We start from the raw sequence: 15,081 nt of genomic DNA on the forward strand, positions 1-15,081 counted from the left end.
ACAGTAGCTCAGTTGGTAGAGCAATCGGCTGTTAACCGATCGGTCGCAGGTTCGAGTCCTGCCTGTGGAGCCATTTTTTTATTTGAAAGGCTTTGCTGCCGCTTTAGCTCAGTTGGTAGAGCACTTCCATGGTAAGGAAGGGGTCGTCGGTTCAAATCCGACAAGTGGCTTAATATAATAGTTTATACTTTGGATGTTTCGCTAGTATGCGAAGCTTTTTTTATTTGCCTAAAAAACAGAAAACACCTTATCCAACACCTTATTTGCTAGATTTATCAAAATTTAGGAATGTTTATGCTCATAAAGAATAATTATACGGTTTTATTCAATTTGTTTTTAGAGTAAATGTTAAGTAATTCAATAAAATATTAGTTTGTGCTTGATTTAATATGGTTAAAATGGAAAGAATATGTACTTTTTGCCACAGATTAAAAGTAGTTTGTATAAAAGGATGAATAATAGTCTGATTTTTGTAGGATTTAGTAATTGGAGATATGATATTACTTATTTAGCGCAAAAACAAGCCTAAATAACTTCTGTTTTGGGTTGTTCATGATAAGAATCGGACATTTCATTACATTTTTGGTTATACATTGCTCTTAGATGGTATCTTTTAATAAAGGATGATTTAAGAGAGGAATTGGAAATGGAGAAAAAAATTGTAGTTGTTGTGGTATTAGTTAGTATAGGTGTATTGATGGGTTGTTCTAATGATGAAAATGCTGAGGAAAAGCCAATAGAAGCAAAAGGGATTGAGAAAGTTGAAATGAAAAATCGGGTAGTTTCTTATCGTGGGAAGTATCTTGAATTGGCAGGAAATATGGAGGAGCTAGAAGGAAGTTCTCCGATTATTGTTACTGTAACGAAAGGACCTGAGGATAAATCGATAACGAAGGAATCTAAGGACAGTGATATTCCGACAGAATTTTATACTATGAGTGAAGTGAAAGTGAATAGTATTGAAAAAGATGAGACAGGGATATTGAAAGAAAATAATCTTATTAAGATATTAGAAGACAGCGTGGAAAATGTAAGTGTTGATGGAGAAAAGTATGACTTAACTATTGATGGTTATAAAAATATGAAGGAGGGAGAAGAATATACTCTTTTTATAAGGAAAAGTACGTCGGGTGACAATTATGTATTAACCAATGCTGTATTGAGTAAGTATCCTGTTGAAAAAGTGAGTGATCGTGATTTGTTTCTTGAAGGGGATGAGAGCGTGGGAGGAACGGTTGATATGAAAGCTACGTATAAAGAGATTTATCAGGATGTTTTAAATGAATATAATTAAATTCTGGTTTCGGGGACTATAATGGGATAAAAGCCTTATCTTGAATCGGGAGTATAAATAGATTATACTAGGGGTATAATAACTGGACGGGATGGGGTGTTTTTTTGAAGGAGAAGAAGCAGCGGATTATTAAGTCAGCTAAAGAGGTGTTTCAAAAGCAAGGGTATTTGAAAACGTCTGTGCAGGATATGGTTGACGCAGCTGGGATTTCTAAAGGGACTTTTTATAATTATTTTACTTCGAAAGAGGAACTAGCGATTGTGATTTTTAAGCAGGAGTATTCGGTTTTGCATCAGCGTTTGGAGTACACGATGGCGCAGGACGGGACGAAGAAGGATAATTTTACGGAGTGTTTGAAGATTATTATTCATTTTTATACGGAGAATGGGGAGATATTGAATATTACTTTTTCTCAGACGATGATTGATGATGATTTTAATGCTTTTTTACAGAATGTTCGGCTGAAAAATATGGAATGGGTTAAATATCAGTTGTTAGAGGTTTACGGGGAGGAAACGGAGCCGTATATTAATGATATTACGATGCTGCTTAGTGGTATGGCGGCGATGTATGTCTTTGCGAGTGGTAGCAAAAATATTAACTCTGGGTTGATTGAGCGTGCGATTCCTTATGTTGTGAGAAGGCTTGATGCGCTTGTTAAGGATATTTTGGAGAGTGGAGAGATTGTGTTTACGGAAGCGGACACGGAAAACTTAGTACCTGACCAAACAATGATCCGGAAGAAGCGCTTGGCTAAATTACGGGAAGCGCTTGAGGAGCTTAATGTTGGGATTGAGAATGCGGATATTGCTGATTCGGATAAATGGCAGTATAAGGAATCGATGAATGCACTTGTTGGTGAGATTAATAATAATGAAGCGCCTAGAGATTTCATGGTTCAGGGGACATTGCTATATTTAAAACAGCATGTGCCAGCTAGTTTGACGAAAGAAGTAAATAAATTAGAAGCTTGTGTGAACGGGCTTTTATAAATTTTAGACCGACTAGTCACTTTTTGTTGACTTGTTGGTCTTTTTTTATTATACTTCTATTATTCATCTGGAAATTTCCACATGGGAAGGGGTATTAATTTTGAATAGTACAGCAGTAGAACGGCCCGTTGATGTTAATGGGAAGTCGTATAGTAGAAGTTTATTAGTAGTAACAATGATTATTGGGGCATTTGTAGCGATCTTAAATCAGACGTTACTTGCAACAGCGCTGCCAATGATTATGGATGATTTGCATATTACAGCAGCAACAGGGCAATGGTTAACGACAGCTTTCTTGCTGACAAATGGGATTATGATTCCGATTACAGCACTTTTAATTGAAAAAATTAGTTCGAAAACGTTATTTATTACGGCGATGACTGTATTTACAATTGGTACAATTATTGCATCTGTGGCGGGTTCATTCCCGATCTTGCTTACTGGGCGTATTGTTCAAGCGGCGGGTGCGGGGATTATGATGCCATTACTTCAAACAATCTTCTTGCTGATTTTCCCTCGTGAAAAACGTGGGGCGGCAATGGGGCTGATGGGACTCGTTATTGCGTTCGCTCCAGCAATTGGGCCAACTTTGTCTGGTTGGATTGTTGATTCGTATGATTGGCGTGTATTATTCCTTATTTTAATTCCTATCGCGGTTATTGATATTATTTTAGCGTTCTTTGGAATGAAAAAAGTAGTGAAGCTAACTGATACAAAAATTGATTTTCTTTCGATTGTAATGTCTTCAATTGGTTTTGGGTCACTTCTTTATGGATTTAGCTCAGCGGGTAATGATGGCTGGGGAGATGCAACGGTTATCACGATGCTGATTATTGGTGTCGTTGTTATTGGCCTATTTGTATGGCGTCAACTAGTTATTGATAACCCGATGCTTGAGCTGCATGTGTTTAAATATCCAGTATTTTCATTGTCAGTTGTTCTTGGTTCGATTGTAACAATGGCGATGATTGGTGCGGAGATTGTGTTGCCACTTTATATTCAAACAATTCGCGGAGAGTCGGCGCTTCAATCAGGTCTGTTATTACTTCCTGGTGCGATTATTATGGGGATAATGAGTCCGATTACGGGTATTATTTTCGATAAAATTGGGGCAAAATGGCTGACGATTACCGGGGTTACTATTTTGACTATCGGTACAATTCCATTTATGTTCTTAACGATGGATACACCACTTTGGTATATTGTCGTGTTCTACGCAGTGAGGTTCTTCGGGATTTCGATGGCGATGATGCCGGTTTCGACTGCAGGTATGAATGCACTTCCTAATCACTTGATTAACCACGGTTCGGCAGTGAATAATACAATCCGTCAAATTGCTGGTTCGATTGGGACTGCGGTACTTATTACTGTTTTAACGAATGTGACGAAAGATAATATGCCAGGTAAGGCGCTTATGGCGACGGACCCAGCTAGTTTTGCTCAAAAGGCACAAGATGCTAGCTTGGACGGAATGCGTGCGGCGTTTATGGTTGCGGCAATTTTCGCGGCAATTGGGATGATTTTAAGTCTATTCCTTAAAACTAAAAAACAAGAACCAATCGTCAAAGAATATACTAAATAAAAAATGAAACAGGGTCAAAAATCCAATTTGGACGATTGACCCTGTTTTTTTATACTTTTTTAAGGGTGACTTTCCAGCTGGTGCCGGTGCCGACTGAATAAGCGTCTACGAAGGAACCTTGATTGATACCAAGGCCGAGATTGTCGAGTGAGTTGACGTAGATGAGTGGCTCGCCGATGCGCAAGTCTGCGAATGAGCGGCTGTAGGTAACGAAATTTTTATAAACTATCCGGTCGTGGTGCTTGATTAGGACTTCAATGGAATCACCGTAGTTTGCGCCGAGTTCAAGGAAATCAATCCGACGAATATTTGTCCAAAGGTTGCCAAATGGGCGGTCGATAATATCAATCGTGCCAAAAGCTTGCTCGCCTTCTAAATAGGAATCGCTTAAACTCAGAGAGACAATCGATTCGGGAGCGGCAGCGGGTCCAATATCTTCAAAGTTAATCACGCCAGCTGCAAGTCGCGCTGCTGTATAGGCAAAAATATCACGACCATGAAAGGTATGAGACGCGCCAGATTTTGGAAGCCGATTTTTTTCTTCATCAATGAGACGAACTTCTTTGATTGTTCCGTAATGCGCGATATGAGTTAGAGTGCCGTTGTCGGGTGTAATAATATAATGACCATCTTCTGTTAAAACGGCCACACTGCGGCGCTTCGAACCAACGCCAGGGTCCACAATAGAGACAAAAATCGTATTTTCAGGCCAGTAAGTCACAGTTTGTAGTAAACGATAAGATGCCTCCCAAATATTAAATTGAGGAATTTGATGTGTTAAATCGTATATTTGTAAATCGACACTAACACTGTTAATCACGCCATACATTGCACTAACTGCACCATCACTAATACCAAAATCGGACTGTAAAACAAGTAGCTGTTTTGTCATTTTAAATTCCTCCATTTTCAACAATTTAGGGTAAAATAAAACTCGCCCTCGTCCAAAATAACATCTTGGAATAAGGGCGAGAAAATTTCACGCGGTACCACCTTAATTTATTTCCAGTTCACACTGAAAACCTCAAATAAGCATTTATGTACAATACTTACGGCGTTTGATAACGGACGCCAAATCCGTTGCGGCTTACTTAATTTCAGCGGCAAAACTCAGAGGCCATTTTCGGACATGGTTTTTTGTTCCTTTTCAGCAGTGGGAACTCTCTTTTGGAAAAAACGAATGTCGTACTTTTCTCATCGTAGCTTTGTAATAAAGAATACAGAAAAATTGGATAAGTGTCAATGAATTCAGCATCCTTGTGAGGGAAATCGCATAGTGGTGCTGTTTGAGAACGATTATCAACTGTCGTATTACTGTGATTTTTAAGTAAGAACTGTTATAATATAAGCGAAATTTGGAAACGCTTTCTCTATATAGGAGGTAATGTGATGGGCGCAAAAGTATCGGTGCAAATTAATGGCGTGGCGCGGGATGTGGTGGAAGGAACGCGAATACTGGACTATTTAAATGCAGAGGGAATACAGCATCCGCATATTTGTTATAGTGAGCAAATTGGGCCAATTCAATCTTGTGATACGTGTATGTGCGAGGTTGACGGGGAACTTGTGCGGGCGTGCAGCACGAATTTAACAGACGGGATGGAAATTAAAACTAATTCAGAACTGGCGAAAGATGCGCAATTAGAAGCGATGGACCGGATTTTGGAGAATCATTTACTGTATTGTACGGTTTGTGATAATAATAATGGCAACTGCAAAGTACATAATACGACGGAATTGCTTGGTGTGGAAAAACAAGAACGACCTTACCGTGAAAAAGGCTATCTGAATGATTTTTCGCATCCGTTTTACCGTTATGACCCGGATCAGTGTATTCTTTGTGGGCGCTGTGTGGAGGCGTGTCAGCAAGTGCAGGTGAATGAGACGCTTTCGATTGATTGGGAGCGTAGTCAGCCGCGGGTTATTTGGGATGATGATCGTCCGGCGAATTTGTCTTCTTGTGTTTCATGTGGACTTTGTGCAACAGTGTGCCCTTGTAATGCGCTGATGGAAAAATCAATGCTCGGTCAAGCTGGCTTTATGACGGGGTTAGATGAAGATATGCTAGAACCGATGATTGATATGGTGAAAAAAGTGGAGCCGAATTATCAGACCGTTTTTGCTGTGTCGGAAATGGAAGCGGCAATGCGGGAAACACGGACGAAGAAAACGAAGACGGTTTGTACTTTCTGCGGGGTTGGTTGTACGTTTGAGGTGTGGACGAAGGATCGTAAAATTTTGAAAGTCGAGCCAACTGGGGAAGGTCCTGTGAACAAATTTGCTACGTGTGTGAAAGGGAAATTTGGTTGGGATTTTGTTAATAGTGAGAAACGGATTACGACGCCGCTCATTCGTGAGGGAAACGAGTTTGTGCCGGCGAGTTGGGAAGATGCGATTCAGTTAGTTGCGACTAAACTGCGGGAAATTCAGGCTAAGTACGGCAATGATTCGCTTGGATTTATTAGCTCGTCTAAAACAACGAATGAAGAGAACTATTTGATGCAAAAATTGGCGCGGCAGGTTTTTGAGACGAATAATATTGATAATTGTTCGCGCTATTGTCAGGCACCAGCTTCGGATGGGCTGACGCGGACGGTTGGAATTGGTGCGGATTCGGGGACCGTGGAAGATATTGAAACAGCGGGACTTGTGATCATTGTTGGTGCCTCTCCGGCTGATGGACATCCCGTGCTTGCTAGCAGAATTAAGCGAGCGCAGAAGACTCGTGGTCAAAAGCTGATTGTTTCTGATTTGCGGAAACATGAAATGGCGGAGCGTTCGGATTTGTTTATTCATCCGAAGCAAGGAACTGACTTTGTTTGGTTGACGGCAGTTGCTAAATATATGATTGATCAGGGATGGCATGATGAGGTCTTTATGGAAAATCGGATTAGCAATGTGGCGGATTATCTGGCATTTTTAGAACCATTTACACTTGATTATGCAGAAAAGGAAACGGGGCTGTCTGCTGAAACGTTGAAATTAGTGGCGCAGATGATTCATGAAGCGGATGGGACGGCGGTTTGTTGGGGAATGGGTGTTACGCAAAATATTGCGGGATCGCATACTTCTTCGGCTATTGCGAATTTGCTTCTTGTCACTGGGAACTTCGGAAGACATGGGGCGGGAGCTTATCCGCTTAGAGGACATAATAACGTGCAAGGTGCTTGCGATATGGGGTCGTTGCCGAATGTTTTACCGGGAATTCAGCCGCTTGGAAATGATGAAGTTCGCGCTCGTTTTGAGGAAGCTTATGGGGTGTCGATTTCGCCGGAACCGGGTTTGAAAAACAACGAAATGCTTGATGCGATTGAGGCGGGAACGCTCCACTCCATGTATGTGATTGGCGAGGAAATGGCTTGGGTGGACTCTAACTCAAACCATGTACAAGAAATTCTTGCAAGCCTTGATTTCTTTGTGGTTCAAGATGTGTTCCTATCGAAAACAGCCCAGTTTGCGGATGTTGTTTTCCCGGCGGCTCCTTCACTTGAAAAAGAAGGAACGTTCACGAATACAGAGCGCCGGGTACAACGGCTTTATGAAGTGTTAGAACCGCTTGGAGACTCAAAGCCAGACTGGTGGATTATTCAAGAGGTGGCTAGAGCATGCGGAAGAACGGACTGGAATTATGAGCATCCGAGCGAGATTATGGACGAAATTGCTAGCTTGGCACCATTTTTTGCAGGGGTTCGTTATGACCGGATGCAAGGGTTTAATAGCCTGGTGTGGCCAGTGAACGCGGATGGAAAGGATATGCCGTTACTTTATGAAGAACGATTTAATTTTCCAGATGGCAAAGCGCAATTTTCGACGTTACCGTACATTGCACCGATTACTTTCCCGGAAGAATATAATTTAACACTGAATAATGGGCGTTTACTGGAGCAGTTCCATGAGGGGAATTTGACGGATAAATCGAAAGGCTTGGATTATAAATTGCCGGAAGTGTTTGTGGAAGTGTCGCATGAATTAGCGAAAGAACGTGATATTGAAAGTGGTTCGCTCGTTCGTTTAAGTTCGCCTTATGGTCGTATTAAGCTTCGTGCTGTTGTGACTGAGCGGATGAAAGGGTATGAAGTCTATGTGCCAATGCATTCTGTGAGTAGCGAAACGGCAGTCAATTTGCTGACTTCAAGTGCAGGCGATGTTCGGACGAAAACACCAGCTTATAAACAAACTAAAGTGAACCTAACTGTGCTTGAAAAAACTGGGAAAAATCCACTTCCAGACCATAATCCGCGTAATCGAAAAAGGTTCCCGCAAAACGGGGCTGAGGTAGCGCGCAAATGGTCGAGAGAAGATTATCAACCGATTTCCAAAGTGAACTGCGCTTGTGGTGGGAACTGTGGCTGCGGCGGGAAAGGGAGGAAGCACTGATGGCAGAACCAATTTCAACGATACGTGATACAAAAAAGACTCTGGAAGAATTGGAACAAGAACGTTTAGAACAAATGAAAGCGGATATTGCTGAACAAGATTCTGGTTTTATGGAAATTTTAGAAACGGTAAAATTGCTGCAAGAATCGGGTGCGCTTGAGGCTTTGAATAGCGCGATAAAGGCTCGCGGGGATATTACGAAAACATTTTTGAATGAGTGGCGCAAGGAACCGATGACGAATGCGATTAATAATATGATGATTTCGAGCAAGTTGTTGACCGATACAAAACCAGAGCAAACCGAGGAAATGATAGCCAATTTGAAAAATGCTGCGAAAAAAGCAGAAGAAAGCGCGAAAAACGATGAAATCATGGGAATGTTAGCGATGATGAAGGCGCTGAAAGACCCCGATATCAACCGCGCGCTCCGGTATGGCATGACATTTTTAAAAGAAGTTGGGCAAACATTAAAATAAGTAGACGAAACAGCGAGACTTCACGGTATCGCTGTTTCGGTTTAGAGAGGAGAGGGTTTTGATGGATATTGTATCGCGTCAAAAAATTCGCCGTTTTGAAGCTGGCATTTTCCAAGAAATCGAGTCAAGCGTAGCGACCGAGTATCCGCTAACTATCTACGTCAACGACCAAGAACTCGTTACCATCGTCTGCACGCCAGAATATCTAGAAGATTTAGTTGTGGGATTTCTGACATCGGAAGGCATCATTCGCGGCCCAGGGGACATCGAATCCGTGGATATCATCGAAGCGACTGGGCACGCCAAGGTTAGCGCTAATTTTGTAAATAAATTCAACGCCAAGTATCGCGGCAAGCGTTACATCACCTCATGTTGCGGCAAATCGCGCGAGAATTTCTATTTTCAATCAGATGCCTCACTCGTCAACGTAAAGCAAAATTCGAGTTTAAAACTGACAACCAACCAGATTTTCCGCTTAATGGATAAATTCGAACAAAATTCCGCAACATTTCATCAGACTGGTGGTGTTCATAATGCGGCACTTTGTAGTTCGGCGGAAATTATTTATAGTCGGATGGATATTGGTCGGCATAACGCGCTCGATAAAATTTACGGCCGCGCCTTGCAAGACGGGACAGCGACCGAAGATAAAGCGATTATTTTTAGCGGGCGAATTTCATCGGAAATCCTCGTTAAAACAGCCAAATTAGGTTGCGGAATTATTTTGTCGCGTTCAGCCCCAACCGAACTAGCGATTAATATGGCCGAAGAACTCAACATCACAACAGTTGGCTTCATTCGCGGCGATCGATTAAACGTCTATTCCGGATTTGAACGAATCACATAAGTTTGATATGATGCAGTAAAATAGGATAAGTAAGGTGAGTAGAACGATGAAACAAATTTTAGTAGTAGATGATGATCGACATATATTGAAGCTTGTGGGACACTATCTCCGTGCAGAAGGATTTCGCGTCTTAGAGGCAAATGATGGCGTGGAAGCCGAGCGAATAGTCGAAACCGAGCAAGTTCATTTGGCTGTGATTGATGTGATGATGCCGAATATGGACGGCTTCGAGCTTTGCCAAAAAATGCGCGCAAGCTATCCGGATATCCCGGTAATTATGCTAACCGCCAAGGACGCACTGGCAGATAAATCGCGCGGTTTTGAAGTGGGAACTGATGATTACGTCACTAAACCCTTCGAACCACAAGAGCTAGTTTTCCGAATTCGCGCCTTGCTCAGACGTTCCAACCAAGCAAGCGAAGTGAAAATCAACATCGGCAACATCACCATCGACCAAAAAAGCTACGGCATAAAAATTGGCAACCAAGAACGCATGATTCCCGTGAAGGAATTTGAGCTATTATATCAACTAGCGAGCTACCCCGGCCGTATTTTCACCCGTGAAGAATTAATTGAACGTATTTGGCAACGCGACTATGACGGCAGTGACCGGACAGTGGATGTACATATTAAACGTTTGCGCGACCATTTTGACGAGGAAAAGGATGGCATCCGGATTGTCACCGTGCGCGGCGTTGGTTATAAATTGGAGGAAACAACATGAAGTCGTTATACAGCCGAATAGTTATCACGATGCTCCTCGTCATTCTTTCCAGCAGTCTGCTCGGATTTTTCTTTGCCAACATTTATTACCAAATACAATTAAAACCTTTCAACGATGAAAAAACTGCTAAAATAGCCGAGGAAATCCAACAATTTTACCAATCCAATGCAACAATTTCTCTGGACGAATATTTGGATAATGTGGGAGAACTCGGATACGAACTGTACCTCACCGACGGAGCAGCCAACGCGACTTATTTTGGCGGAGAATTTCGCAAAAAAGATTTACCCGACGAAACCATCCAGCAAGTGCTAAACGGGGAAACTTACCATGGAATCGACACTTTCAACACAGGCATTTTCATCACAGGATTTTTTGATAATGACGTTCGAAATACCATTGGAGTTCCGGTCAAAACAGACGGCAAACGACTCGCGCTATTTATACGTCAAGATCCAGAACAGCAATTTGGCGAACTCCGCATCTTTTTCGCAATGATTCTGATTTTTACATCCATCATCAGTATTCTGTTTGTTCTCATCAGCGGCAGATATATTGTTAAACCGGTCGTGAAGCTGACAAATGCAACTCGGAAAATCCGCAAAGGCAATTACGATGTGGCGCTCGAAGTCCGTCGTAAAGACGAGATTGGCCAACTGGCAGACTCATTTGCGAAAATGGCTAGTGAACTCGAAAAATCCGAAGCCGCCCGCCAAGAATTTGTCGCTAATGTCTCTCATGAACTGCAATCACCACTGACCTCGATGCAAGGCTTTGCAAGGTTATTAGGCTCAGGAACATTAACAGAAAAAGAGCAAGCAGAATATTTAACCGTTTTATCAGAAGAAACAACACGTTTATCCTCCCTGACAAAACAATTGCTCACGCTAGCCTCACTCGACCAAGAATCAGAATTACGAAAAAAAGAACCAGTCCGCTTAGCCGAACAATGGCGCCAATTAATCCAAATGACTGAATGGAGCTGGCGAGAAAAAGAACTAACAATAAACTTAGACTTAGCAGATGTTGACTACACCGGTGACGCCGAACTTCTTTACCAAGTATGGTCCAATTTATTAACAAACGCGATTAAATTCACACCACTAGGCGGGAACATCCAAATCCGACTTCACGAAGATACAACAAACATTCTTGTAGAAGTACAAGATAGCGGCATCGGTATTAGCAAACCAGACCTTGCGAAGATTTTCGACCGTTTTTACAAAGCGAACCAAAGCCGCACTCGCGAAGAAGGTTCCAGCGGCCTAGGTTTATCCATTTGCCAAAAAATCATCGCGTTACACCACGGTGAAATCACGGTTGAAAGCAATCATGGCACAACTTTCACCGTCAAACTACCAAAAAACTAAATTTGTAAAATCCGATTCACATTCCGTTTACAAAACTTCTTTAAACTAAGTGTAAGATCTTAGAAGGAGTTGAACGGAATGTTTTTGGCATTAAGAGAATTAAAACACGCAAAATTACGCTATATTTTAATCGGGTTAATTATGGTATTAATCGCATGGCTCGTTTTGTTTGTAACAGGACTCGCGAGTGGACTAGCAAACGATAACGGAGCAGCGATTTCATCAAACAAAGCGACTTATTATGTACTTCAGAAAGACTCAGATAACCGCCTAACAAGGTCCAATTTAACCGCAGCAGAAACAGAAAAAGTAGCAAAACAACTGAAAAAATCAGAAAGCACTAACCTAGGCGTGCAAATGGGGACAATTACCCCACCAAACAAAGATAAAAAAACAGACATTACGTATTTTGGCATTGATAAAACAGGCTTCATGAAACCGACCATCTCAGAAGGAACAGCGCCGCAACAAACAAAAGATGTCGTTGCCGATATTTCTTTGAAAGAGTCTGGCTATAAATTAGGAAGCAAGCTCAAAGACAGCGCAACAGGAGAAACATTCACGATTACTGCTTTTACAAAAAATAATACATTCAGCCATTCACCAGTTATTTTTGTTGGCTGGGATGCGTGGCAACTAGTTCACCAAACAAACCAAGCCGCAGAAGGTGAATACAACGCAGTCGCACTGAATGTTTCAAAAAGTACCGCCGAAAACTTATCACTCGGCTCGCTGGAACTTTCATCCAGTAAAGAAGTTCTGCAAGGCATCCCCGGCTACTCAGAAGAACAAGGCTCTTTGCTAATGATGATTGCCTTTTTATTCGTAATCGCCGCATTTGTCTTAGCTGCATTTTTCTACGTCATTACGATTCAAAAAATCAACCAATTCGGCATCTTGAAAGCAGTTGGCGCACGAACAGCCTATTTAGCGCGAAGCATCGTCACGCAAGTTGTTTTCCTATCCGTTGTAAGCTTACTCATCGGGAATGGTTTAACTTTCGGTCTCGCTGCAATTTTACCAGCGAGCATGCCATTTACACTTAGCCCAATACTCGCAGTCGGCTGCTCCGCCTTATTCCTTGTTGTAGCAGTCATCGGATCAATGTTATCACTCTACCGTGTAGCAAAAGTGGACGCGCTAGAAGCAATTGGGAGGGCAAACTAATGACATTAATGATGAAAAATATATCTAAAAATTATCAAGATGGCGAGCAAGTCATCGAAGTATTGAAAAATGTATCTTTAGAAGTGGCACAAGGTGAATTCGTTGCTATCGTCGGCCCATCCGGCGCAGGGAAAAGTACCTTTTTATCGATCGCAGGTGCTTTATTATCCCCGACTGAAGGTGAAATTACGATTGGCGGAAAAACGCTAAACAACCTTACGAGCAAAGACCTAACAAAAGTCCGACTCGATAAAATTGGCTTTATTTTCCAAGGCGCCAACTTAATCCCGTATTTAAACGTCCGCGATCAATTACTCGTGATTGCAGAACTATCCGGCGAAAAAGGGCGAGTTGCGAAAGAAAAAGCAGACAAGCTACTCCAAGAATTAGGTTTAACTGCTAGGCAAAATAATTATCCAGAAAGTTTATCAGGCGGCGAAAAACAACGCGTTGCCATTGCCAGAGCACTGATGAACGACCCCGACATTATTTTAGCAGACGAACCAACTGCAAGCCTTGACGCAAACCGTGGCCATAAAGTAGTCCAAATGATTGCGGATGAAGTAAAACGCAAAAACAAAGCAGCAATTATGGTTACACATGATGAACGAGTTTTAGACTTAGTTGACCGCGTGATTCGGATTGAGGATGGCTATTTGAAGGATTAAAAAAAGTTTGGCCCCCGCGCACGAGGGCCAAACTTTTTTATTATTTTTTAAGTGACGAAGATATAATCGGCTATTATTCAAACAAAGTAATAAAATAGTACGCAAAAATAAGCCGTATTAAGCCATTTTCCACAAAATAGCTTATTTTGTCATAAAATAGACACAAAAAACCTCTATTTAAGTCTAATCTTATCACTCGCGAGTAGGTGCTTTAAGGATATAATCTTATTTGTGATTAAATGAGGGACATCTTTTACATAAATGGTAGGTGTTTTTTTATTTTAAGCGATTAATGCACATAAAATATAATTTTTTATACATCTAGGAGGAAAATCGTGAAAAGAAAAATAAGTTTAATTATTGTAGCAGGGGTCATTCTTTTTCAAGCTTTAAATGTATCTCCCTTGAATATATGGGCTGTTGAAGGTGAGGAAAGTACGGGGAATGAAGAAACAGTTAGCAATATGCAAAATGTGATTATGCATTCTAATGGGCGAGTTACAGTCTATCCCCGTGAAGTAGGTTCTTCAATTCCTGTACCAGCAAGACCAGACAAAGAAGGGCACACTTTTGTCGGGTGGTTTGAAGAGCCAACTGGTGGAAACCCGTGGAATTTTGACACTCCAATGCCAGCAACCGAAGTGAATCTATACGCTCAATTTAGAATTAATAGCTACATAGCTACATTAATCTCAGAAGAAAGAACAGCCACGCAAAATGTGGTCTACCAAGAAACTGTGAATGAGCCAACGAAGCCAAAGAAAGAAGGCTATACGTTTACAGGTTGGTATGACGCAGAAACAGGCGGCCAAAAATGGGATTTCGCAACAGATAAAATGCCTGGAAAGAATATGACTTTATATGCCCAGTTTAGAGCTAATGCTTTCCCTGTCAACTTTACAACAGAAGGCACAGCTACTACGCAAATAGTGGATTATCCGGGTGTCATTAAAGAACCAACTGCTCCAACCAAAGTAGGCTATAAGTTTATGGGTTGGTATGATGCAGAAACAGGTGGAAACAAATGGGATTTCCAAAGCCCAATGCAAGCAAATGAAGTAACTTTATATGCCCAGTTTAGCCTTGCTAGCTATACTGCTACATTAAATGCGGACGGTACGACGACTACGCAAACAACTGATTACGAAGGTCTTCTAGAAGAACCAGCTGCACCAACAAAAGAAGGCTACACGTTTATAGGTTGGTATGATGCAAAAACTGGCGGCAACAAATGGGACTTCCAAACAAATAAAATGCCAGCAAAAGATGTAACATTATATGCTCAATTCAGTAAAAATGCAGAGAATAATGTTGGAAATCCAGCACAACCAGCACAGCCGATTCAACCAATTGCTGGCGCGGCGGCTGCTCCAGCAAATACAACAGCAGATCCTAAAGCAGATCCTGCAAAAGCAAACCAACTAAGTAAAAAGCTACCATTAACAGGTAACCAAGAAAACGTCTTATATTTATTAAGCGGATTGTTACTTATTGGAGGAGCATTACTAATTTTCAAGAAGAATACTGCTAAATAATACGTAGAACATTAAAAGCTGAGTTTGGCAATTATGGACATACTCAGCT

General features: G+C 41.5%; 11 protein-coding genes, 1 tRNA gene, 2 pseudogenes and 1 other annotated feature. Of the genes and pseudogenes, 13 read left to right on the forward strand and 1 reads right to left on the reverse strand.

All coding sequences use genetic code 11. The annotated features are described in order from the left end of the window. Positions 1-97 precede the first annotated feature (97 nt). From HCJ55_RS11385 to mdrT, 4 genes are all read left to right on the forward strand, one after another. A tRNA-Thr gene (locus HCJ55_RS11385) sits at positions 98-170 on the forward strand. A gap of 476 nt (positions 171-646) precedes the next feature. Then, positions 647-1,294: a hypothetical protein gene (locus HCJ55_RS11390; protein WP_185518290.1), complete on the forward strand. Its 648-nt coding sequence runs from the start codon at positions 647-649 to the stop codon at positions 1,292-1,294. Positions 1,295-1,398: 104 nt separating this feature from the next. Further along, positions 1,399-2,286 (forward strand): bile-regulated transcriptional regulator BrtA, encoded by an 888-nt coding sequence (gene brtA / locus HCJ55_RS11395; RefSeq protein WP_008948826.1) that lies wholly within the window; start codon positions 1,399-1,401, stop codon positions 2,284-2,286. Positions 2,287-2,386: 100 nt separating this feature from the next. Further along, positions 2,387-3,868: a cholic acid efflux MFS transporter MdrT gene (gene mdrT, locus HCJ55_RS11400; protein WP_008948825.1), complete on the forward strand. Its 1,482-nt coding sequence runs from the start codon at positions 2,387-2,389 to the stop codon at positions 3,866-3,868. 49 nt (positions 3,869-3,917) lie between these two features. On the opposite strand, the gene HCJ55_RS11405 is transcribed toward mdrT, so the two are convergent. Further along, complete coding sequence (locus HCJ55_RS11405) at positions 3,918-4,760, reverse strand: SAM hydrolase/SAM-dependent halogenase family protein (RefSeq protein WP_185503336.1); 843 nt, start codon at positions 4,758-4,760, stop codon at positions 3,918-3,920. A gap of 69 nt (positions 4,761-4,829) precedes the next feature. Beyond that, positions 4,830-5,078: a binding site (T-box leader), on the reverse strand. A 179-nt stretch (positions 5,079-5,257) separates the two neighbouring features. Here HCJ55_RS11405 and fdhF point away from each other — a divergent pair. From fdhF to HCJ55_RS14035, 9 genes and pseudogenes are all read left to right on the forward strand, one after another. Further along, the gene (gene fdhF / locus HCJ55_RS11410; protein WP_185518292.1) at positions 5,258-8,245 is read left to right on the forward strand and encodes a formate dehydrogenase subunit alpha; all 2,988 of its coding nucleotides are present in this window, start codon (positions 5,258-5,260) and stop codon (positions 8,243-8,245) included. Beyond that, complete coding sequence (locus HCJ55_RS11415; RefSeq protein ID WP_185518294.1) at positions 8,245-8,721, forward strand: helical membrane plugin domain-containing protein; 477 nt, start codon at positions 8,245-8,247, stop codon at positions 8,719-8,721. Before fdhF ends, HCJ55_RS11415 begins: the two co-directional genes overlap by 1 nt. Positions 8,722-8,782: 61 nt before the next feature. Further along, positions 8,783-9,568 carry a formate dehydrogenase accessory sulfurtransferase FdhD gene (fdhD, locus tag HCJ55_RS11420; RefSeq protein ID WP_185518297.1) on the forward strand — a complete coding sequence of 262 codons (786 nt, stop codon included), beginning with the start codon at positions 8,783-8,785 and terminating at the stop codon, positions 9,566-9,568. Between the two features lie 46 nt (positions 9,569-9,614). After that, on the forward strand, positions 9,615-10,292 hold the full coding sequence (locus HCJ55_RS11425; RefSeq protein WP_008948820.1) for a response regulator transcription factor: 678 nt from the start codon (positions 9,615-9,617) through the stop codon (positions 10,290-10,292). Beyond that, positions 10,289-11,662 (forward strand): sensor histidine kinase, encoded by a 1,374-nt coding sequence (locus HCJ55_RS11430; RefSeq protein ID WP_185518299.1) that lies wholly within the window; start codon positions 10,289-10,291, stop codon positions 11,660-11,662. Before HCJ55_RS11425 ends, HCJ55_RS11430 begins: the two co-directional genes overlap by 4 nt. A 78-nt stretch (positions 11,663-11,740) precedes the next feature. Beyond that, positions 11,741-12,829 carry an ABC transporter permease gene (locus tag HCJ55_RS11435; protein WP_008948818.1) on the forward strand — a complete coding sequence of 363 codons (1,089 nt, stop codon included), beginning with the start codon at positions 11,741-11,743 and terminating at the stop codon, positions 12,827-12,829. Beyond that, entirely contained in the window at positions 12,829-13,497 is a 669-nt protein-coding gene (locus HCJ55_RS11440) for an ABC transporter ATP-binding protein (protein ID WP_185503222.1), read from the forward strand. The genes HCJ55_RS11435 and HCJ55_RS11440 overlap by 1 nt, the downstream gene beginning before the upstream one ends. Positions 13,498-13,976: 479 nt before the next feature. Beyond that, positions 13,977-14,789: pseudogene (locus tag HCJ55_RS13995) on the forward strand (InlB B-repeat-containing protein); the annotation flags it as partial. A 147-nt stretch (positions 14,790-14,936) separates the two neighbouring features. Next, a pseudogene (locus HCJ55_RS14035) lies at positions 14,937-15,032 on the forward strand (LPXTG cell wall anchor domain-containing protein); the annotation flags it as partial. Positions 15,033-15,081 lie beyond the last annotated feature (49 nt).

The sequence above is a fragment of the Listeria marthii genome (assembly GCF_014227425.1).
In the GTDB taxonomy this organism is placed as follows: domain Bacteria; phylum Bacillota; class Bacilli; order Lactobacillales; family Listeriaceae; genus Listeria; species Listeria marthii.

Excerpts from the sequence above, each read along its gene's own strand:
- HCJ55_RS11390 (WP_185518290.1), top strand. The coding sequence starts at position 647 with ATGGAGAAAAAAATTGTAGTTGTTGTGGTATTAGTTAGTATAGGTGTA.
- HCJ55_RS11405 (WP_185503336.1), bottom strand. The coding sequence starts at position 4,760 with ATGACAAAACAGCTACTTGTTTTACAGTCCGATTTTGGTATTAGTGAT.
- fdhF (WP_185518292.1), top strand. The coding sequence starts at position 5,258 with ATGGGCGCAAAAGTATCGGTGCAAATTAATGGCGTGGCGCGGGATGTG.
- HCJ55_RS11415 (WP_185518294.1), top strand. The coding sequence starts at position 8,245 with ATGGCAGAACCAATTTCAACGATACGTGATACAAAAAAGACTCTGGAA.
- fdhD (WP_185518297.1), top strand. The coding sequence starts at position 8,783 with ATGGATATTGTATCGCGTCAAAAAATTCGCCGTTTTGAAGCTGGCATT.
- HCJ55_RS11425 (WP_008948820.1), top strand. The coding sequence starts at position 9,615 with ATGAAACAAATTTTAGTAGTAGATGATGATCGACATATATTGAAGCTT.
- HCJ55_RS11430 (WP_185518299.1), top strand. The coding sequence starts at position 10,289 with ATGAAGTCGTTATACAGCCGAATAGTTATCACGATGCTCCTCGTCATT.
- HCJ55_RS11435 (WP_008948818.1), top strand. The coding sequence starts at position 11,741 with ATGTTTTTGGCATTAAGAGAATTAAAACACGCAAAATTACGCTATATT.
- HCJ55_RS11440 (WP_185503222.1), top strand. The coding sequence starts at position 12,829 with ATGACATTAATGATGAAAAATATATCTAAAAATTATCAAGATGGCGAG.